The organism is Streptomyces sp. NPDC052496 (assembly GCF_040679095.1).
GTDB lineage: Bacteria > Actinomycetota > Actinomycetes > Streptomycetales > Streptomycetaceae > Streptomyces.
The window spans coordinates 217,369-237,164 of the sequence record NZ_JBFAUH010000009.1 but is presented as its reverse complement, the minus strand read 5'-3'; the positions used below and the strand labels follow the sequence as shown (position 1 = coordinate 237,164).

Annotated in this window: 21 protein-coding genes; 10 read left to right on the top strand and 11 right to left on the bottom strand. The window is 72.7% G+C overall.

Annotated features, from left to right (window positions below; genetic code table 11):
• Window positions 1-6: 6 nt before the first annotated feature.
• Entirely contained in the window at window positions 7-480 is a 474-nt protein-coding gene (gene mce / locus AB0L45_RS15310; RefSeq protein ID WP_365839876.1) for a methylmalonyl-CoA epimerase, read from the bottom strand.
• A 173-nt stretch (window positions 481-653) separates the two neighbouring features.
• On the opposite strand from mce, the gene AB0L45_RS15305 reads away from it, so the two are divergent.
• Both AB0L45_RS15305 and meaB read left to right on the top strand, forming a co-directional pair.
• Entirely contained in the window at window positions 654-1,829 is a 1,176-nt protein-coding gene (locus AB0L45_RS15305) for an acetyl-CoA C-acetyltransferase (RefSeq protein WP_365839942.1), read from the top strand.
• A 70-nt stretch (window positions 1,830-1,899) separates the two neighbouring features.
• Window positions 1,900-2,859, top strand: a complete 960-nt coding sequence (meaB, locus tag AB0L45_RS15300; RefSeq protein ID WP_365839874.1) for a methylmalonyl Co-A mutase-associated GTPase MeaB — start codon at window positions 1,900-1,902, stop codon at window positions 2,857-2,859.
• Between the two features lie 68 nt (window positions 2,860-2,927).
• Here meaB and AB0L45_RS15295 read toward each other — a convergent pair whose 3' ends face one another.
• Complete coding sequence (locus AB0L45_RS15295; protein ID WP_365839873.1) at window positions 2,928-3,590, bottom strand: PepSY domain-containing protein; 663 nt, start codon at window positions 3,588-3,590, stop codon at window positions 2,928-2,930.
• 125 nt (window positions 3,591-3,715) lie between these two features.
• Here AB0L45_RS15295 and AB0L45_RS15290 point away from each other — a divergent pair, with 125 nt between their 5' ends.
• Window positions 3,716-4,378: a response regulator transcription factor gene (locus AB0L45_RS15290; protein WP_365839871.1), complete on the top strand. Its 663-nt coding sequence runs from the start codon at window positions 3,716-3,718 to the stop codon at window positions 4,376-4,378.
• Window positions 4,371-5,774, top strand: a complete 1,404-nt coding sequence (locus AB0L45_RS15285; protein WP_365839869.1) for a HAMP domain-containing sensor histidine kinase — start codon at window positions 4,371-4,373, stop codon at window positions 5,772-5,774. Before AB0L45_RS15290 ends, AB0L45_RS15285 begins: the two co-directional genes overlap by 8 nt.
• 37 nt (window positions 5,775-5,811) lie before the next feature.
• Here the strand turns inward: AB0L45_RS15285 and AB0L45_RS15280 are convergent, their stop codons facing one another.
• From AB0L45_RS15280 to AB0L45_RS15265, 4 genes are all read right to left on the bottom strand, one after another.
• Window positions 5,812-6,288 (bottom strand): MarR family transcriptional regulator, encoded by a 477-nt coding sequence (locus AB0L45_RS15280; protein WP_365839867.1) that lies wholly within the window; start codon window positions 6,286-6,288, stop codon window positions 5,812-5,814.
• Between the two features lie 115 nt (window positions 6,289-6,403).
• A complete protein-coding gene (locus AB0L45_RS15275; RefSeq protein WP_365839865.1) occupies window positions 6,404-7,177 on the bottom strand; it encodes an AIM24 family protein in 774 nt (257 codons plus the stop codon).
• Window positions 7,174-7,824 (bottom strand): AIM24 family protein, encoded by a 651-nt coding sequence (locus AB0L45_RS15270; RefSeq protein ID WP_365839863.1) that lies wholly within the window; start codon window positions 7,822-7,824, stop codon window positions 7,174-7,176. The genes AB0L45_RS15275 and AB0L45_RS15270 overlap by 4 nt, the downstream gene beginning before the upstream one ends.
• Window positions 7,824-8,462 carry an AIM24 family protein gene (locus AB0L45_RS15265; protein ID WP_365839861.1) on the bottom strand — a complete coding sequence of 213 codons (639 nt, stop codon included), beginning with the start codon at window positions 8,460-8,462 and terminating at the stop codon, window positions 7,824-7,826. Before AB0L45_RS15265 ends, AB0L45_RS15270 begins: the two co-directional genes overlap by 1 nt.
• A gap of 129 nt (window positions 8,463-8,591) precedes the next feature.
• Between AB0L45_RS15265 and AB0L45_RS15260 the strand changes: the two genes are divergently transcribed.
• The gene (locus AB0L45_RS15260; protein WP_365839859.1) at window positions 8,592-8,936 is read left to right on the top strand and encodes a DUF3817 domain-containing protein; all 345 of its coding nucleotides are present in this window, start codon (window positions 8,592-8,594) and stop codon (window positions 8,934-8,936) included.
• Window positions 8,933-9,238: an MTH1187 family thiamine-binding protein gene (locus AB0L45_RS15255; protein ID WP_003982605.1), complete on the top strand. Its 306-nt coding sequence runs from the start codon at window positions 8,933-8,935 to the stop codon at window positions 9,236-9,238. Before AB0L45_RS15260 ends, AB0L45_RS15255 begins: the two co-directional genes overlap by 4 nt.
• Window positions 9,239-9,253: 15 nt before the next feature.
• Here the strand turns inward: AB0L45_RS15255 and AB0L45_RS15250 are convergent, their stop codons facing one another.
• Window positions 9,254-10,252: a DUF5937 family protein gene (locus tag AB0L45_RS15250; protein WP_365839857.1), complete on the bottom strand. Its 999-nt coding sequence runs from the start codon at window positions 10,250-10,252 to the stop codon at window positions 9,254-9,256.
• Between the two features lie 120 nt (window positions 10,253-10,372).
• On the opposite strand from AB0L45_RS15250, the gene AB0L45_RS15245 reads away from it, so the two are divergent.
• The 4 genes from AB0L45_RS15245 (at window position 10,373) to AB0L45_RS15230 (ending at window position 14,396) form a co-directional block, all read left to right on the top strand.
• Entirely contained in the window at window positions 10,373-11,626 is a 1,254-nt protein-coding gene (locus tag AB0L45_RS15245; RefSeq protein ID WP_365839855.1) for an MFS transporter, read from the top strand.
• A 43-nt stretch (window positions 11,627-11,669) separates the two neighbouring features.
• Window positions 11,670-12,179: a MarR family transcriptional regulator gene (locus tag AB0L45_RS15240; RefSeq protein ID WP_365839853.1), complete on the top strand. Its 510-nt coding sequence runs from the start codon at window positions 11,670-11,672 to the stop codon at window positions 12,177-12,179.
• A gap of 53 nt (window positions 12,180-12,232) precedes the next feature.
• The gene (locus tag AB0L45_RS15235; RefSeq protein ID WP_365839851.1) at window positions 12,233-12,565 is read left to right on the top strand and encodes a DUF3817 domain-containing protein; all 333 of its coding nucleotides are present in this window, start codon (window positions 12,233-12,235) and stop codon (window positions 12,563-12,565) included.
• A gap of 130 nt (window positions 12,566-12,695) precedes the next feature.
• Complete coding sequence (locus AB0L45_RS15230) at window positions 12,696-14,396, top strand: methylmalonyl-CoA mutase family protein (RefSeq protein WP_365839849.1); 1,701 nt, start codon at window positions 12,696-12,698, stop codon at window positions 14,394-14,396.
• A gap of 118 nt (window positions 14,397-14,514) precedes the next feature.
• Here AB0L45_RS15230 and secD read toward each other — a convergent pair whose 3' ends face one another.
• The 4 genes from secD to AB0L45_RS15210 all read right to left on the bottom strand — a co-directional run bounded on the left by secD (window position 14,515) and on the right by AB0L45_RS15210 (window position 19,769).
• On the bottom strand, window positions 14,515-16,857 hold the full coding sequence (gene secD, locus AB0L45_RS15225) for a protein translocase subunit SecD (RefSeq protein WP_365839847.1): 2,343 nt from the start codon (window positions 16,855-16,857) through the stop codon (window positions 14,515-14,517).
• A gap of 120 nt (window positions 16,858-16,977) precedes the next feature.
• Window positions 16,978-17,457 carry a hypothetical protein gene (locus tag AB0L45_RS15220; protein WP_365839845.1) on the bottom strand — a complete coding sequence of 160 codons (480 nt, stop codon included), beginning with the start codon at window positions 17,455-17,457 and terminating at the stop codon, window positions 16,978-16,980.
• A 99-nt stretch (window positions 17,458-17,556) separates the two neighbouring features.
• Window positions 17,557-18,954: a HAMP domain-containing sensor histidine kinase gene (locus AB0L45_RS15215; protein ID WP_365839843.1), complete on the bottom strand. Its 1,398-nt coding sequence runs from the start codon at window positions 18,952-18,954 to the stop codon at window positions 17,557-17,559.
• Window positions 18,951-19,769 (bottom strand): response regulator transcription factor, encoded by an 819-nt coding sequence (locus AB0L45_RS15210; protein ID WP_365839841.1) that lies wholly within the window; start codon window positions 19,767-19,769, stop codon window positions 18,951-18,953. The genes AB0L45_RS15215 and AB0L45_RS15210 overlap by 4 nt, the downstream gene beginning before the upstream one ends.
• Window positions 19,770-19,796: the final 27 nt, after the last annotated feature.

The following is a 19,796-nucleotide window of genomic DNA, read 5'->3' as shown; positions in this document are numbered from 1 at the left end:
GAAAGGTCAGTGCTCTGTCGTGGAGGGGGACGTGGAAGCGGGGGCGGCGGTTCCCTCGTGGGGGGCCGCGGTGACCAGTTCGGTCAGTACGCCGTGGCAGTCCTTGGGGTGCAGGAAGGTGATCCGCGAGCCCATGGAACCGGTGCGCGGCTGCTCGTAGAGCACCCGTACGCCCTTGTCCCTGATGGCCTCGGAGTCCCCGTCCACGTCCGCGGTACCGAAGGCGATGTGGTGGACTCCCTCGCCGTTCTTGGCGAGCCACTTGCCCACCGCGGAGTCCGGCCGGGTGGGTTCCAGGAGCTGGAGGTACGAGGCGCCGCCGTCCGACGTATCGTTGATCTTCAGCATGGCCTCGCGGACGCCCTGCTCCTCGTTGACCTCGGTGTGGAACACCTCGAAGCCGTACGTGGCACGGTAGAACTCGACGGTCGTGTCGAGGTTCTCGCAGGCGATCCCGATGTGGTCGATTCGCGTCAGCATGGCTCCAGTGCACCGCTCGCACGCGTGGTTACGCAACGTGCGCGCGATCACACCCGCAGGCCGGTGACCCGGCGCCTACCGCTCAGTACATTGACGGGAACCCTCGTTAACCTCCCTGTACAGGAAGGGCCGCGCTGATGTCGACAGCGAACGGTACGTCCAGCACCACCTCCGTGATCGTCGCGGGCGCCCGTACCCCCATGGGCCGCCTGCTGGGATCCCTGCGCAGCTTCTCCGGCGCCGACCTGGGCGGGGCGGCCATCAAGGCCGCGCTGGACCGGGCGGGCATCGGCGGCGACCAGGTGCAGTACGTGATCATGGGGCAGGTGCTGCAGGCCGGCGCGGGCCAGATCCCCGCCCGCCAGGCCGCCGTCAAGGCCGGCATCCCGATGAGCGTGCCGGCGCTGACCGTCAACAAGGTCTGTCTCTCCGGCCTGGACGCCATCGCGCTGGCCGACCAGCTGATCCGCGCCGGCGAGTTCGACGTGGTGGTCGCCGGCGGCCAGGAGTCCATGACCAACGCGCCCCACCTGCTGCCCAAGTCCCGCGAGGGCTTCAAGTACGGCGCCGTCGAGATGCTCGACTCGATGGCCCACGACGGCCTCACCGACGCGTACGAGAACGTCGCGATGGGCGAGTCGACCGAGAAGCACAACACCCGCCTGGGCATCGGCCGCGCCGAGCAGGACGAGATCGCCGCCCGCTCCCACCAGCGGGCCGCCGCCGCGCAGAAGAACGGCCTGTTCGAGGCCGAGATCACACCGGTGGAGATCCCGCAGCGCAAGGGTGAGCCGGTCGTCTTCAGCAAGGACGAGGGCATCCGGCCGGAGACCACCGCCGAGTCCCTGGGCAAGCTGCGCCCGGCCTTCGCCAAGGACGGCACCATCACCGCCGGCTCGTCCTCCCAGATCTCCGACGGCGCCGCCGCGGTGGTCGTCATGAGCAAGGCCAAGGCCCAGGACCTCGGCCTGGACTGGATCGCCGAGATCGGCCCGCACGGCAACGTGGCGGGCCCGGACAACTCCCTCCAGTCCCAGCCCAGCAACGCGATCCGGCACGCGCTGGGCAAGGCCGGCCTCACCGTCGAGGATCTTGACCTGATCGAGATCAACGAGGCGTTTGCCGCGGTGGCCGTGCAGTCAATGAAGGATCTCGGGGTGTCGCCGGAAAAGGTGAACGTCAACGGCGGAGCGATCGCGCTCGGTCACCCGATCGGCATGTCCGGCGCCCGCATCGTGCTCCACCTCGCGCTGGAACTGCGGCGGCGGGGCGGCGGCGTGGGCGCGGCGGCGCTGTGCGGTGGCGGCGGTCAGGGTGACGCGCTGATCATCCGCGTGCCCGGCAAGTAGCCCGGAGCCGCCGGCGGCGGCCGTCCGCCGGGTACGCGTCCGTGGGAACCGAAGTGGGAGGAGCTGGGCCGTGGTGGACGTCCCTGAGCTGGTGGAACAGGCACGGCAGGGCCGGCCGCGGGCCGTGGCCCGGCTGATCTCGCTGGTCGAGGGGGCGTCCCCGCAGCTGCGCGAGGTGATGGCGGCGCTGGCGCCGCTGGCCGGCGGGGCGTACGTGGTCGGGCTGACCGGATCGCCCGGTGTCGGCAAGTCGACTTCCACTTCGGCGCTGGTCAGCGCGTACCGCCGGGCCGGCAGACGGGTCGGGGTGCTCGCCGTCGACCCGTCCTCCCCGTTCTCCGGCGGAGCCCTGCTCGGCGACCGGGTCCGGATGTCGGACCACGCCTCGGACCCCGGCGTCTACATCCGCTCCATGGCCACCCGCGGCCACCTGGGCGGTCTCGCCTGGGCCGCGCCCCAGGCCATCCGGGTGCTGGACGCGGCGGGCTGCGACGTGATCCTCGTCGAGACGGTCGGCGTCGGGCAGTCCGAGGTCGACATCGCCGGCCAGGCCGACACCACGGTGGTGCTGCTCGCGCCGGGCATGGGGGACGGCATCCAGGCGGCCAAGGCCGGAATCCTGGAGATCGGCGACGTGTACGTCGTCAACAAGGCCGACCGCGACGGCGCCGACGCCACGGCCCGGGAGCTGAACCACATGCTCGGCCTCGGCGAGGCCCGCACTCCCGGCGACTGGCGCCCGCCGATCGTCAAGACGGTCGCCGCGCGGGGCCAGGGCACGGACGAGGTCGTCGAGGCGCTGGAGAAGCACCGCGCCTGGTCGGAGGAGCACGGCGTCCTCGCGGAGCGGCGCCGGGCACGGGCGGCCCGCGAGGTCGAGACGATCGCCGTCACCCGGCTGCGGGAGCGGATCGGTGACCTCCGGGGGGACCGGCGGCTGTCCGTACTGGCGGAGCGGATCGTGGCCGGGGAGCTGGACCCCTACGCGGCGGCGGACGAGCTGGTGGCGGGGGTCACGGGGGAGGAGTGACGGCGGCCGGCCGGTGACGGGCCGAGCCCCGCCGCGGTGCGGCGGGGCCCGTGCGGGGCGGCGGCGGGTCAGTCGTCCTGGCCGTCGTTGTCGTTGTCGTTGTCGTCGTTGTCCTTGTCCTGCGGGGCGACCGTCACCGCGGCCGTCTTCGGGTCGACGTTCAGCTGGTGCTCCTTGCCGTCCTTGGAGACGGTCTCGACCTCCCAGACAGGGGTGGAGCGGTGGTCGTCGTCCAGGTCGACCGAGGTGACCTTGCCGTACGTGGCGGCGGCCTTCTCGGCTGCCTGGGCGGCGTCGACGGTGGTGCCCTTCAGCCCGGCGCGGGCGCGGGCGATGCCGTGGTCGTCGCCTTCGTGTTCGACGTGCTGGTTCAGGACCTTCGCGTTGCCGGCGTCGAGGGTCACCTCGTGCCACGTGCCGTCCTTGCCGAGGACGTCGACCTCCCAGACCAGGCCGGGGCGGTCCTGGTCGAGGTCGATGCCGGTGACGGTGCCGGGGGTGGCCTTCAGGGCCGCGGCGGCGGCCTGCGGGGCGGAGACGGTCGCCGCCCGGGCCTCCCGGGCGTCCTCGTGCACGTCGTCGTCCGGCACGTCGACGCTGGAGCGCGGCGTGGCCGACGCGGACGGCGCGGACGGCGCTGCGGAGTCGCCGCTGAAGGCGACGGCGGTCGCGGTGCCGCCGCCGACGAGGGCGGCCGCGGCCACGGTGGCGATGACGATGTTGCGCTTCATCTCGGTTCGTTCTCCCCGGTAGGTGAGGTGTGCTCGATGACGTGATCCACCGTGGCGCGGGACGGCTGAAGGGAAGCTGAAGTCACCTGAAGGGCTCTTCAGGTGACGGGTGGCATCGTGTGCGTATGCGCCTGTTGATCGTGGAGGACGAGAAGCGGCTGGCCCTGTCGCTGGCCAGGGGACTGATGGCCGAGGGGTACGCGGTCGACGTGGTGCACGACGGCCTGGAGGGGCTGCACCGGGCCGGCGAGGGCGCGTACGACCTGGTGATCCTGGACATCATGCTGCCGGGGATGAACGGCTACCGGGTGTGCGGGGCGCTGCGCGCGGCCGGCAACGAGGTGCCCGTCCTGATGCTGACGGCCAAGGACGGGGAGTACGACGAGGCCGAGGGGCTGGACACCGGGGCGGACGACTACCTGACGAAGCCGTTCTCGTACGTGGTCCTGGTGGCCCGGGTGAAGGCGCTGCTGCGCCGGCGCGGGCGGACGGCGCTGCCCGTGCTGCGGGTGGGGGAGCTGAGCATCGACCAGGGTGCGCGGCGGGTGGAGCGCGCCGGCGCGGACGTGGTGCTGACCGCGAAGGAGTTCGCGGTGCTGGAACAACTGGCCCTGCGCGCGGGCGACGTGGTGTCGAAGGCGGAGATTCTGGAGCATGTGTGGGACTTCGCGTACGAAGGGGACGACAACATCGTCGAGGTGTACATCAGCGCGCTGCGGCGGAAGCTGGGCGCCCGGGTGATCGTGACGGTGCGCGGTGCCGGGTACCGGCTGGTGTCCGGTGCGTAGGGTCCTCGGGAAGGTCCGGGTCCGGGCGGCGCTGGGCGCGACGCTGGTGGTGGCGCTCGCGCTGGTCGCCGCGGGCACGGCGCTGCTGTTGGTGCTGAAGAACAACCTGGTGGGACAGGCCGATCTGCAGGCGGAGAACGCCGCGCGGGAAGTCGCGACGCAGATCGCGACCGGCACGCCGTACGGGAAGCTGGACCTGCCGGACGGGGACGACCGGCCGGTGGTGGTGCTGGCCGAGGACGGGCGGGTGCTGGCGGCGGGCGACGACGTGCGGGCGGTGGACGGCAAGGCCGTCACCGCGCGGCAGGCGCCGGCCGCGCAGCCGCCGGCCGGCTCCGACGACGATGACGACGACCAGGGCATCAAGCCGGGCGAGGTCGAGGACGAGGCGCACCACAGCGGTGGCACGGCGACGGTCGGGCACCGTACTGCGGACTACCGGTTCGCCACCGTCGAGGCCAAGGACACCCAGGGCGGCAAGGCCGTGGTGCGGGCCGGTTCGCCGCTGGCGGCGGAGCGCGCGGCGGTGGGCTCGGTGCGGACCGCGATGCTCATCGGGCTGCCGTGCCTGCTGCTCGTCGTGGCGGCGGTGACCTGGCTGCTGACGCGGCGGGCGCTGCGCCCGGTGGAGGGCATCCGGACGGAGATGGCCGCGATCACGGCAAGCGCTGACCTGTCGCGGCGGGTGCCGGAGCCGGGGTCGCGGGACGAGATCGACCGGCTGGCCCGTACGACCAACGAGACGCTCGGCGCGCTCCAGGCGTCGGTGGAGCGGCAGCGGCGGTTCGTCGCGGACGCCTCGCACGAGCTGCGCAGTCCGATCGCGAGCCTGCGTACGCAGCTGGAGGTGGGCATCGCGCACCCGGAGCTGCTGGACGCGGAGGGCGCGGTGCAGGACGCCGTACGGCTGCAGAACCTGGCGGCGGACCTGTTGCTGCTGGCGCGGCTGGACGCGGGGGAGAGGCCGGCGGACACCCGGATCGACCTGGCGGCGCTGGTGCGCGAGGAGGTCTCGCAGCGGGTGGGGGACCGGATCGCCGTGCAGGTGGGGGAGGTGACGGGTGTGGAGGTCGCCGGGTCGAGGAGCCAGGTGGGGCGGGTGCTGGGCAACCTGCTGGACAACGCGCAGCGGCATGCGGCGGGTGCCGTACGGGCGAGTGTGGTGCGTGAGGGGGCGTGGGCCGTGCTGCGGGTCGAGGACGACGGGCCCGGGGTGCCGCCGGAGGAACGGGAGCGGATCTTCGAGCGGTTCGTACGGCTCGACGACGCCCGCAGCCGCGACGACGGCGGGGCCGGTCTCGGCCTCGCCATCGCCCGCGACGTCGCGCAGCGGCACGGCGGCACGCTGACCGTGCGGGAGGGCTCGGTGTTCGAGCTGCGGCTGCCGGTGGCGTAGCGGTCCGGGGCGGGCCGGGCCGTCGGCGGCCCGGCCGTCAGACCTTGCCGCGCCGGCCCCGCAGGTGCTCGGCCACCGGGGTCAGGGAGGAGCGCAGGGCGTCCAGGTCCTCGGGCCGGAACAGGTCGATGAAGTGCCGCCGTACGGACGCGACGTGGTGCGGCGCGACCCGGCGCATGGTCTCCCAGCCCTCGTCCGTGAGCACCGCGTACAGGCCGCGGCGGTCGGACTCGCAGCTCTCACGGCGCACCAGGCCCGCGTTCTCCATGCGGGTGATCTGGTGGGACAGGCGGCTCTTGGACTGCAGGGTGGCGGCGGCCAGGTCGCTCATGCGCAGCCGCCGGTCCTCGGCCTCGGAGAGGTTGACCAGGATCTCGTAGTCGTTGTTGGTCAGTCCGAACGGCTGCAGGTCGCGCTCCAGCTGGTGCATCAGCAGCCGGCTGACGTCCAGGTGGGTACGCCAGGCTCGCTGCTCCTGCTCGGTCAGCCAGGGAGTGTCGCTGTCGGTCGTCATGAATGAATTCTACCCGTGAAAGTTGAATATCGAATTAGTCATGGCTGTGACATGGCTCAGGCGCTCGGTCGGGCGCTTGCTCAGACGTTCGAGGTCACCGTCCGCAGACTACCGCTCACAGCCCGAAGCGGCGCTGGAGGCCCCCGAGCCCGCCCGGCAGCTGCGGCAGTTGTGAGCCACTTTGGCGAGTTGCCTCACCCCCGCCCGGCACCCCCGCCTCGGCCGCGACCTCCCCCGTCGCCAGCTCGGGCATCAGCTGCTCGGTGGACTGGAGCAGCACCGTGCCCGCCCCGACGAACTCGAACTGGTGCTCCTCGCCGGAGACCCCGCCCAGCCCGGTGTGCGCCCGTACGCCGCCCAGGAATCCGCGCAGGTACTGGTGGTCGTAGTGGTGGCACGGCGAGGGGCAGTCGGCCCAGCCCACCAGGGCCTGCGGGTCCACCCGGATCGGCGGCTCCATGAAGACGACCGGGCCGTTGGAGGCGGCCACGAACTTGCCCGTACCGATGAGCGTCAGGAAGCCCGGGATGATCGACTGCTTCAGCGACAGAGATGGCTGAAAGGCGAGCAGGTTGCCCGAGCGAATGGTCAGGTTGCCGTCTTCCAGGTCGTAGGAATTCACATCGAACGCCCGGTCGGCGAGGAGCATCTTGCCCTGGCCCTCGGCCACCACCCAGTCCGCCGCGTGCAATGGCGAATGGAAACTGTGGGCGACCAGGCGGTCCAGCGCGCCGTGCCCGATGCCCTGGAAGTCGATCCGCCCGTAATAGGCGATCATCTTGCCCTTCTGCAGGAACCACTGGCCGTTCAGGTCCACGCTGAAGGTGTACTCGTTGACGTTGTCGTCCGAGGGGAGCGTGTGGGGGTCGAAAACGACGGGACCGGTCACAGTTTCTCCTCCGACGCCTGTACGTAGACGGTGCCCTGGCCGGACAGCTCCAGCTGGAACGCCTCTCCCGAGCCGCGGCCGACCATGTCGCGCCAGCCCAGCGCCGTGGAGAGCTTGTTGCGGACGTCGCCGCGGTGCGCCACGTACGCCTGCGGGTCGACGTGGACGGGCCGCTGCGGGGTGATGGGCAGCTCGATGACGCCGCCGTGCGCCATCACGGCCACCGTGCCCTGGCCCTTGAGGGTCGTGGTGAACAGGCCCTGGCCGGTCACCTGGCCGCGCACCATGCCCATCACGCCGCCCTGCGACCCCATGAACATCGTGCCCTGCTGGAGCGTGCCGTCGAAGGCGAGCAGCCGGTCCGCCTCGACGTAGAGGGTGTCGCCGGTCAGGTCGACGACGTGCACATGGTGGCCGCCGTGCCCGAACAGGACGGTGCCACTCCCCTCGACGGTCATCAGGGGCGTCGCCTCGTTGGCGATCCGCCGGCCGATCATCGAGCCGATGCCGCCCTGGCCGCCCTGGATGTTCGGGGTGAAACTGACGTCGCCCTGATAGGCGAGCATGGCGCCGCGCTGGCTGAACATCCGCTGACCGGGACCGATCTGCGCGCGCACCATGCGGGAGTTGACGAGGGTGAACGGCATCAGATCTCACCGCCGACGGTGTTGCGCTCGCTGGGCTGTACGTACACCAGGCCCTCGCCCTCGAAGCGGATCTGGAAGGATTCGCCGGAGCCCTCCCCGATGAAGGTGCGGAAGTTCACCCCGGACTGGAAGTGCTGCTTGAGGTCGCCGGTGTGCGCGACGTACGCGCCCGGGTCGACCTGGAGCGGGTACTGCTTGGTCACGCGCAGCACCACCGCGGGCCCGTCGGAGACGATCGCGGCCTGGCCGCTGCCCTCGACGGTGGTGGTGAACAGCCCGTTGCCCTGGGAGGCGCCGCGCAGTCCGGTGAAGGTGGTGCCGGTGCGCAGCGACGCGTCCGTGCACAGCAGGTTGCTGGCTTCCACGTAGAGCTTCTCGCCGTGCAGCTGTACGAGGTTGATCTCGCTCGCGCGGTCGGCGAAATAGCAGGTGCCGTGGCCTTTCACCTCCATGACTTCCATCTGTTCGCCGGTCAGCCGGCGGGTGACCATGCCGCGCAGCCCGTCACCGCCGCCGGTCATCTTCTTGAAGGTCATCTGCCCGTCGTACGCGACCATCGCGCCGTTCTTCGCCTTGACGGCGTCGCCGGTCATGTCGACGGCGAGCACTTTGCTCCCCTGGAGCCGAAACTGAGCCACGGGATCGAAGGTAACCGGCGCACCGACCCCTGAACAGTGATCCTTTGCGGGCCTGCAACAATGGTGACGCCCTTGTGAAATGCCGCACAAGCGCACCGTGCCGCCACCTGCCACCCGAACGAGGTTCCCGTGGACATCAAGACCGCTTCCGCCCTGCGCCGGCTCCGCCTGGCCTCCGTACCCGAAGCCGCCTCCTGGTTGCTCCTGATCGTCTGCACCGTCCTGAAGTACACGACCGACTTCAACGCCGTACCGGTCCTGGGCCCGGTGCACGGTGTGCTGTTCATCCTGTACGTGCTCTTCTGGCTGGACGCCTGGAACCGCACGAAGTGGTCCTTCGGGACCGCCGCCCTCTACTTCGTCCTGTCCATCGTGCCGACCGGCGGCTTCATCGCCGACCGCCGCCTCAAGCGCGAGGCCGAGGCCACCGTGATCGCCGCCCGCGCCCGCCGGGAAGGCGTGGTCAACGCATGATCGTCGCCTTTTCGGTGAGCCCGCTGGGGGTGGGCGAGGACGTCGGGGAGTACGTCGCCGACGCCGTACGGGTGGTCCGCGAGTCCGGACTGCCCAATCGTACGGACGCCATGTTCACGTCCATCGAGGGCGAGTGGGACGAGGTCATGGACGTCGTCAAGCGCGCCGTGGCCGCCGTCGAGGCGCGCGCCGGACGCGTCTCGCTCGTCCTGAAGGCCGACATCAGGCCCGGCGTCACCGACGGCCTGACCTCCAAGGTCGAGACCGTCGAACGCCACCTCGCGGCGGGCCGCGAGGACTGACCGCGGGTCTCGCGCTCAGCCCGGCGGCGCACCGCCCGCGCTGAGCGCGATGCCCAGCGGCGTCCGCTCGTACAGCACCTGGTGACCCTGCCGGCGCGAGGTCAGCAGCCCGGCGTCGCGCAGCACCGACAGCTGCGCCGACACCGACGACGGCGCCAGACCCAGCCGCTGCGCCAGCGCGGTGGTGGACGCCGGCTCGTCCAGCGCGGTGAGCACCGCCGCCCGGTTCACGCCGAGCAGCCGGGCCAGCGCCGGCCCCGTCTCCGGCTCCTGCCACAGCCCGCCGATGCCGCGTGCCGGATAGATGACGGTGGGCTGCCAGTGCGGCTCGTAGGCGCTCACCACGTCGGGCCACACGAAGACGCTCGGCAGCAGCAGCACACCCCGCCCGGCCAGGTCCTGGATCTGCAGGAACCGGGCGCGGGTACGGACCGTGAGGGTGCCGCCGGACCAGGTGATCCGCGGGCTGAGGTCCGCGAACAGCTTCTCCAGCCCGTCGCTCGCCAGCTGCCGCGACCGGTAGGCCACCTCGGCCTCCAGCAGGGCGCGCAGCCGCGGCCAGTCCGGCGCCAGCAGCGCGTGCCAGGCCCGCTCGGTGGCGTCGGCCAGCTCCTGTACGGCGGCGGCCGGGTCCGCCAGCATCGCCCGGCCCCGCGGTGACGCGGCGGCCCCCGGCGTGCAGGCCAGCGACTTGGCCAGCTCGGCGTGGGCGACGGCCGGGTCCGTGGCCCGCATCCGCGCCAGCTCCTCCTCGAAGGGCGCGAGCGAGGACTCCGGCGGCGGGCCCAGGAAGTCCGGGGTGTAGCCGGGCTGCGGGGACGGCATCAGGAACCACAGCGCGGACAGGTCCAGCCCGGCCAGTGCCGCGCGCATCCGCCGCAGCCAGGGCAGGTGGTAGCCGTGCCGTTCGGTCCGTAACAGTGTCCGTACGGCTTCGTGGGTCTCGCACAGCGGCGAGATGGCGAAGCGGATGCGCAGCAGGTCCTGAGCGCCGAAGCGCATGTCCAGCGGCATGGCCGAGGCCCCCCTCTCCTCTTGTCCTCACTCTTCCCCTCCGGTGGCCGGTTCCGTCAGGGATTCGGCCGCTGACGAATGACTGGGGGAGTGCGCGCCCGGCCCGGCACGCTGCCGGTCATGCCGCTCCCCTCCGGGTCCGCCGGCGCCGGATACCGCGCCGTCTTCGCCGTCCCCGAATTCCGCTGCGTCTTCGCCGCGCACCTCCTGTCCTCGCTCGGCGTCGTCGTCTGCGAGATCGCGCTGTCGGTGCTGGTCCACCGGCTCACGGGGTCACCCCTGCTGAGCGCGCTGACGTTCGCCCTCGGCCTGCTCCCGTACGTCGTCGGCGGCACGCTGCTCTCCGCGGTCGCCGACCGCTACCCGGCCCGCCGGGTCCTGGTCGTCTGCGACCTGCTGTGCGCGGGCTGCGCCGCCGCGATGGTGGTCCCGGGCACGCCGGTCGCCGTACTGCTGGCACTGCGCTGCGCGACCGCCGCCGTCGCACCCGTCTTCACCGGGACGCGGGCCGCGACGCTCGGCGACGTCCTGGGGGAGGGCGATCTGTTCGTCCTGGGCCGCTCGCTGATCCGCATCGTCAACCAGGGCGCGCAGCTCGTCGGGTTCGCCGCCGGGGGACTGCTGCTGGCCGCTGTGCCACCCGGAGCGGTCCTCGCCGTCACCGCCGGTACGTTCCTCGGCTCCGCGCTGCTGCTGCGCCTGGGCACCCGCGCCCGGCCCGCGCGCCACACGGCCCGCGGCGCACTGCTGGGCACTTCGCTCTTCGGCACCCGCCTCCTGCTGGCCGACCGTCGCGTCCGGGGCCTCCTCCTGCTGACCTGGCTGCCCCCGACGTTCATCGTCATTCCCGAGGCACTGCTCATCCCGTACGCGGACCTGCTCGGCACCGGCCCGGCGGGCGCGGGCCTGCTGATGTGCGCCATGCCGGTCGGCGCGATCACCGCCGAGACCCTGGCCGGCACCTTCCTCGGCCCCCGGGCCCGCACCCGCCTGACCTTCCCCCTGGGCATCTTCTGCGTCCTGCCCGCCCTCGGCTTCGCCGCCCGGCCGTCGCTCGGCTGGTCCGTGGTCCTGCTCGTCCTGACGGGCACCGGCATCGCGTACAACTTCGGCGTCGACCGCTGGTTCGCCGCCGCCGTCCCCGAAGCCCTCCTGGGCCAGGCGATGACGGTGATGCAAGCGGGCCGCATGACCCTCATGGGCCTCGGCATGGGCTCCGCGGGCGTCGCCGCCGAGTACGCCCCGCTGCGGGTGGTGATGCCGGCCGGCGGGGTGGTGGGGGCGGTGGCGGTGGTGCTGGTGGTGTGGGAGGTACGGCGAACGCGGGGCGGGCGGCCGTGTCGGGAAATGATCCGCCCAGGTACCGAAACCTGAGACGGGGCTGACCACGATATGGCTGGCCGGTAGGGTCGGAGGCGTGCCGAAGCCGCTCAGCCTTGCCTTCGATCCCATTGCCCGTGCCGATGAACTGTGGCAGCGACGATGGGGAGCAGTGCCGTCCATGGCCGCCATCACTTCGGTCATGCGGGCGCACCAGATCCTGCTGTCCGAGGTGGACGCGGTGCTCAAACCGTACGGGCTGACGTTCGCGCGGTACGAGGCGCTGGTGCTGCTGACCTTCTCCAAGGCGGGTGAGCTGCCCATGTCGAAGATCGGTGAGCGGCTGATGGTGCACCCGACCTCGGTGACCAACACCGTCGACCGGCTGGTGAAGTCCGGTCTGGTCGACAAGCGGCCGAACCCCGACGACGGGCGCGGCACGCTGGCGTCCATCACCGAGCAGGGGCGCGAGACCTGTGACAAGGCCACCCGTGACCTGATGGCGATGGACTTCGGGCTGGGTGCCTACAGTGCCGAGGAGTGCGCGGAGATCTTCGAGGTGCTGCGGCCGCTGCGGGTCGCGGCCGGTGATTTCCAGGACGGCTGATCCGTGGTAGGGGCGGCGAAGATCGCCCCGGAACGGGCGGTTACGCTCGGACCATGAAACGCAGCGTGCTGACCCGCTACCGGGTGATGGCCTACGTCACCGCCGTCATGCTCCTCGTCCTGTGTGCCTGCATGGTGGCCAAGTACGGCTTCGATACGGGCAAGGACCTCACGCTGGTGGTCTCCCAGATCCATGGCGTGCTCTACATCATCTACCTCGTCTTCGCCTTCGACCTGGGCTCCAAGGCGAAGTGGAAGTTCGGCAAGCTGCTGTGGGTGCTGCTCTCCGGCACCATCCCGACCGCCGCGTTCTTCGTCGAGCGCAAGGTCGTCCGCGAGGTCGAGCCGCTGGTCCCGGACGGTACGCCGCAGCCCGCCAAGGTCTGAGGCCGCACGGCCGCCGGGCCCGGTCCGGCGGCCCGCCCGTACCGCCGCGTACCGCCCCGCGCGTGCCGTCCGGTGACCGCCGGCGCTCTGCCATCGACAATTACTAGGACGTCCTAGTAAATTTGTGGGTATGGACGCTGACGCGATCGAAGAGGGCCGCCGTCGCTGGCAGGCCCGGTACGACTCCGCCCGTAAGCGGGACGCGGACTTCACCACGCTGTCGGGCGATCCCGTCGAGCCCGTGTACGGCCCCCGCCCCGGCGACACGGTCGACGGCTTCGAGCGCATCGGCTGGCCGGGGGAGTACCCGTTCACCCGCGGCCTGTACCCGACCGGCTACCGCGGCCGTACGTGGACCATCCGCCAGTTCGCGGGCTTCGGCAACGCCGAGCAGACCAACGAGCGCTACAAGATGATCCTGAAGGCGGGCGGCGGCGGCCTCTCCGTGGCGTTCGACATGCCGACGCTGATGGGCCGCGACTCCGACGATCCGCGGTCGCTCGGCGAGGTCGGCCACTGCGGTGTCGCCATCGACTCGGCCGCCGACATGGAGGTCCTGTTCAAGGACATCCCGCTCGGTGACGTGACGACCTCGATGACGATCTCCGGTCCGGCCGTCCCGGTCTTCTGCATGTACCTGGTCGCCGCCGAGCGCCAGGGCGTCGACCCGGCCGTCCTGAACGGCACGCTCCAGACGGACATCTTCAAGGAGTACATCGCCCAGAAGGAGTGGCTCTTCCCGCCCGAGCCGCACCTGCGCCTGATCGGCGACCTGATGGAGCACTGCGCGCGCGGCATCCCCGCGTACAAGCCGCTCTCGGTCTCCGGCTACCACATCCGCGAGGCCGGGGCGACGGCCGCGCAGGAGCTGGCGTACACCCTCGCCGACGGCTTCGGATACGTGGAACTGGGCCTGTCCCGCGGCCTGGACGTGAACACCTTCGCGCCCGGCCTGTCCTTCTTCTTCGACGCCCACCTGGACTTCTTCGAGGAGATCGCGAAGTTCCGGGCCGCCCGCCGTATCTGGGCCCGCTGGATGCGCGACGTGTACGGCGCGACCAGCGAGAAGGCCCAGTGGCTGCGCTTCCACACGCAGACCGCCGGCGTCTCGCTGACCGCCCAGCAGCCGTACAACAACGTCGTCCGTACGGCGGTGGAGGCGCTGGCCGCGGTCCTCGGCGGGACGAACTCCCTGCACACCAACGCGCTGGACGAGACCCTCGCGCTGCCCAGCGAGCAGGCCGCGGAGATCGCGCTGCGCACGCAGCAGGTGCTGATGGAGGAGACCGGCGTCGCCAACGTCGCGGACCCGCTGGGCGGCTCGTGGTTCATCGAGTCGCTGACCGACCGGATCGAGGCCGACGCCGAGAAGATCTTCGAGCAGATCAAGGAGCGCGGGACGCGGGCGGTCCCGGACGGACAACACCCCATCGGACCGATCACCTCCGGCATCCTGCGCGGCATCGAGGACGGCTGGTTCACCGGTGAGATCGCCGAGTCCGCCTTCCGGTACCAGCAGGCGCTGGAGAAGGGCGAGAAGAAGGTCGTCGGCGTCAACTGCCACCACGGCTCGGTCACCGGCGACCTGGAGATCCTGCGGGTCAGCCACGAGGTCGAGCGCGAGCAGGTACGGGTGCTGGGCGACCGCAAGGCGGCCCGCGACGACGCCCGGGTGCGCTCCTCGCTCGACGCGATGCTCGCCGCCGCGCGCGACGGCGGCAACATGATCGAGCCGATGCTGGAGGCCGTACGGGCCGAGGCGACGCTCGGCGAGATCTGCGACGTGCTGCGGGACGAGTGGGGCGTGTACACGGAGCCCGCCGGGTTCTAGGAGGGTTCGCGGAGCCCGCAGGGTTCCAGGAGGGTTCGGAGCCCGCGGGGTTCCGACAGCGGTACGTACCGGGGGCGGGGCCGTGCGCGGTCCCGCCCCCGGCGTCGTTCCGGAACGCTCAGACCACCGCGCCGTTCCCGGCCCCGGCCTTGTCGCGCGGGCGGGCGGCGGGTGCCTCCGGGCCCGGGCGGCGGCTCTCCAGGACGACGGCGGCCGGGGTGGCCGTGAAGACCGTCGAGGCGATGCCGAACAGCACACCCGCCAGCAGCGCGACGGAGAAGTCGGCCAGCGAGTCACCGCCCAGCACGGCGAGGGCGGTGAGGACGAACAGGGCGCCCATGCCGGTGTTCACCGTGCGGGGCACGGTCTGCACGATCGCCCGGTCGGCGAGCCGGGCCAGCCCTTCGGGGCCGCGCGCGGCTCGGTCGCCCTTGGCCCCGCGCCGCAGCTCCCGTACGCGGTCGAAGAGCACCACCGTGTCGTTGACGGAGTACCCGACGACGGTCAGCAGCGCCGCCAGGAAGACGCTGTCCACCGGCTTGCCCAGCCAGGCGAACAGCCCCACCACCAGCACCACGTCCTGCACCATGGCCAGCACCGCCGCCGTCGCGAACGTCCAGCGGAACCGGATGCTCAGATAGACCAGCTGGGCGGCGACCGCGATGCCCAGCGCGATCAGCGCCTTGCCGCGCAGCTCACTGCCCATGCTCGGGCCGATCAGCTCGTCCCGCGCCACCTCGACCGTGCCGCCGGGCGCCTGGAGGGACGTACGGATGCGTTCCTGCTCGGCGTCGGTCAGCCGCTCGGTCCGTACGGCGATGCCACCGTCCCCCGACTCCTGGACGACCGCCCGCGGGAAGCCCGCCCCGGAGACCGCTTCGCGCGCGGTCCCGGCGTCCACCGTACGGCTCGTGCTGTACTCGACGAGCCGGCCGCCGGTGAACTCCACGCCGAACTCCAGGCCGCGTACGCCGATCCCGGTGACGGCGAGCAGCAGCAGGCCCGCGCCGATCCCCAGCCACGTGCGGCGCCTGCGCATCAGCCGCGGTTCACGGCGCGCCAGCCACCGCCGTACCCGTCCCTCGGACGCCATACCGGTGATCGCGGGCCGCCGCCGTACGGGCCCGCGGCGCACCGCCCACCCCGCCAGCACCCGGGTGATGACCAGCGCGGAGACCATCGAGGCCAGCACGCCGATGGACAGCGTGACGCCGAAGCCCTTGACGGGCCCGGTGGCGAAGAAGAACAGCAGGCCGGCGGCGAGCAGGGTGGTGACGTTCGAGTCGACGATCGCGCTCCACGCCTTGCCGAACCCCTCGCGCAGCGGGCGCCGCAGATCGCCGCCGGAGCGGGCCGCGCGGCGCGCGTACTCCTCCCTGGCCCGCTCGAACACCAGCACATTGGCGTCCACCGCCATACCGATCGCGAGGACGAAACCGGCGAGCCCGGGGAGGGTGAGGGTGGCGCCCAGGGCGACGAGCACCGCGTACGAGATCAGCCCGTACGCGGCGAGGGCCACCGTCGCCAGCGCGCCCAGCAGCCGGTAGACCACGACGACGAACGCGCCGGTGCACAGCAGGCCGATGACCGCGGCGGTCGCGCTGGCCTCGATCGCGTCGGCGCCCAGCGTCGGGCCGACGGTGCGCTGTTCGACCACCTCGACGGGCACCGGCAGCGCGCCGCCCTTGACGAGGGCCGCCAGATCCCGGGCCTCGGTGTCGCTGAACCCGCCGGTGATCTGGGCGCTGCCGCCGGCGATGCCGGTCCCGCACGGCACGCTCCGCTGCATGCCGGGGGCGGAGATGACCCGGTCGTCCAGCACGATCGCGACCCGCCGGGCCGGATCGCCGGGCGCCGCGCACGCCGCCTCGCCGGTGACCCGTGCCCAGGCGTCGGCGGCGGCCCCGCGGAACGCCAGGTCGACGGTCCAGCCCCGGCCGCCCTGCGCGTCGAAGACGGCCTCCGCGTCCTTGACGCCCTCGCCGGTCAGCGCGGGCGCACCGAGCCGCAGGACCTGGCCGGGCGCGTCCGGGTCGGCGAGGGTGCGGGTGCGGTCGCCCTTGGGCTTGGCCTCCGGCGTGCCCTTCGGGTCCTGCGTGGTCCCGAGGACAGGGTGGAAGGTGAGCTGCGCGGTACGGCCGATGACTTCGACGGCCTCCTTCGGGTTCTGCACGCCGGGCAGCTCGGCGACGATGCGCTTCTCACCGGAGCGGGACAGCGACGGCTCGGCGACACCGAGCGCGTCGACCCGCTGCCGCAGCACCTCCAAGGCCCGGTCGGTGGCGGCGGAGTCGGCGCGGGTGGTGGGCGAGTCCTTGGTCTCCAGGACGATCTGGGTGCCGCCGCGGAGGTCGAGTCCGAGGCGGGCGGGGGTGGTCAGGGCGAAGAACAGCGACACGGCGACGACGGCGAGCGCGATCAGCGCACGCCAGGGCCGCCGCGACGGAGCGCGGGACGGCATGGGTCTCCCCTTCAGGGATACGGAGGCGGGGCGCCGGCCGGCCGCGCACACCGGGCCGCGGCGGCGCGCGAAGGCGTCACCGGGCGTGCGGGTGCTGCGGGCTGCCGGACGCCGGGGGCGTCAGCTGCTCCGTACGAAGGGCGGGGCGCGCGGGCTGCGCGGGGAGTACCGGGCCCAGGGCGGAGCCCGCTCCTGGCGGGGGCCGACGGTCTGCCCGTACCCGAAGGGGGAGTGGTGCGGTGCCGGGGCCGCGGACGGCAGCGCGCCCGGGAGACCGGGGAAGCGCGGGTGCGGAAGGACCGCGTGGACGTGGGCGGTGGCGCTCTGCCGGGCCACCGGGCGGTCGGGGACGGTGCGGGCGTCGGCCCGGGGAGGGGCGGGCGCGGTGTGTGCCGTGAGCACCTGGGGCGCGGTGCCGGAGGACGGCGGGGAAGCGACGCCGACGGGGCCGGAAGTGGCGGCTGCCGTGACGGCGCTCAGGGGGCCGGAGGCGGCACCCGCCGTTCCGGACGTACCGGCCAGCACCAGCAGGACGGCCCACAGCCCGGCCAGCGCGCGGGGCAGGGCACCCGGCAGCGCACGGCGCGCTCGTCTGCTCACCGCCCACCCTCCCGGTCCGCCCGCTCGGCCCTGTGCCCGGCCGTGATTCCGGCCCAGGGTAGTACGCCGTTCCTGTCCGGACACCCGTACCGCCCCGTCCTACCCCGCCGGGAAGCGCAGGCGGAAGAGCGCCCCGCCGCCCGGCGCCTGGGCGGCCGTCAGTTCGGCGTGGTGCGCGCGGGCGATCTGGCGGGCCATGGCCAGGCCGAGGCCGGAGCCGGGCAGCGCGCGGGCCGCCTCGGCGCGGTAGAAGCGGTCGAAGACGTGCGGCAGGTCCTCGGCCGCGATGCCGGGCCCGTGGTCGCGGACGGTCAGCTCCAGCGCGTCCCCGCTCCTGGTCAGTTCCGTCTCGACCGGGCCGCCGGGCGGTGAGAACTTCGCCGCGTTGTCCAGGAGGTTGGACAGCAGCCGGGACAGCCGCGCCGGTACGCCGGGGACGGTCACCTCCTGCGCCGCCCCGTCGGTCCGCGCGGTGAACGTGATCTCCGGCCAGTGGCCACGCGCCGCCTCCACCGCGTGCTCCAGCAGCGCCGCCGGACGCACCTGCTCCACCAACGGCTGCGGCTCCTCGTCCCGGGCCAATTCGATCAGGTCGTTGACCAGGGTGGTGACCTCGCGCAGCTGGCGGCCCAGGGCGCCGGCGGCGCGGTCGCGCTGGGCGTCGGTCAGCCGGTCGGCGCGGGCCAGCAGTTCGGCGTTGGTGCGCAGCGCGGTCAGCGGGGTGCGCAGCTCGTGGGAGGCGTCCGCGACCAGCCGGCGCTGCGCGGCGACCGACTGCTCCAGCTCGCCGAGCATGGTGTTGAAGCTGGCGGCCAGCCGGGTGACCTCGTCCTCGCGCCCCGCCGGCCCGGCGGGCAGTTCGATGCGGTGCCGGGCGTCGCGGGTGGCGGCGATGCGTTCGGCGGTGGCGGTGAGCCGGGCGACCGGGGCCAGCCCGGTGCGCGAGACCCAGTAGCCGAGGCCGGCGGCCAGCAGGACGCCCGCGCCGCCGACCCCGGCCAGGGCCAGCGAAGCCTTCCGCACGCCGCGCTCCACGAGGTCCGAGCGCAGCGCCACCTGGAGCGCCTCGTCCTTGCCGCGCAGCCGCACGGTGTACATCCGCACCGGATATCCGGCCACGGTCAGCTGCTTGTAGTACGGCGCGCGCCGCCCGGCGGCGACCTCGCGGGTGGCGTCGTCGACCGGCAGCGCGTAGGGACCGCGCGGATCCCTGGACGTGTCGGCGGGGACCGACTGGACGCAGGGCACGGCCTGGTACTGGCAGCCCTTGTCCCCGGCCGACGGGCCGTTCTGGCGGTACTGCTCGGAGTGCTGGGCGGCGGTCTGGACCAGGCGGAATTCGAGTTGCCGGATCATCTGGTGGCGGGTGATGAAGATCGCTGCCACACAGATGCCGACCGCCACCAGCGCCACGGCCGCGGAAGCGGCGACGGCCAGCCGTGTCCGCAGCGGCCGGCGCCGCCGCCAGTGCGCGCCCAGACCGCGCCGCCCGCTCACGCCCGGCCCGCTTTGCCGTTCCGGCCCGTCCCGTCCTCACGGGCCGCCCTGCCTCCCCGGCCGCCGGGGTCCGCCTCGTCCAGGCGGTAACCGACGCCGTGCACGGTGTGCACCAGCCGTGACTCGCCGCCCGCCTCCAGCTTGCGGCGCAGATAACCGACGTACACGGCCAGAGAGTTGGAGTCCGGCCCGAAGTCGCGGCCCCACACCCGCTCCAGGATCACCTCGCGCGGCATCACCTGCCCGGGATGCAGCAGCAGCAGTTCCAGCAGGGCCCACTCCGTACGGCTGAACTCCAGCGGCCGCCCGCCCCGGTGGCCGGTGCGGGTCACCGGGTCGACGACCAGGTCGGCGAAGGACAGCGAGGTGTCGTCGGCGGCGGCGGCCGAGGCGCGGCGCAGCAGCGCCCGGATCCGCGCGACCAGTTCGTCCAGCGCGAACGGTTTGACGAGGTAATCGTCGGCGCCCGCGTCCAGCCCGTCCACCCGCTCGCTGACCGAGTCCAGCGCGGTCAGCACGAGGATCGGCGTACGGTCGTCCAGCGCGCGCAGCCGGCGGCACACCGCCAGGCCGTCCAGCACCGGCATCATCACGTCCAGCACGATCGCGTCCGGCTGCCAGGAAGCGACCTCGGAGAGCGCGGCCAGCCCGTCGGCGGCACCGCGCACCGCGTAGCCCTCCACGCTCAGGCCGTCCTCGACGGCGGCCCGCACCTCCGGTTCGTCGTCGACGACGAGGATCTTCGGCGGGGACGCGGCGGCGGGCGGCTGGGCGGCGCTCCGGGGCGCGGGGTGCGGTGCAGGCGAGGACGGCATGCACACAGGCTGCCAAACCCGCGTCTT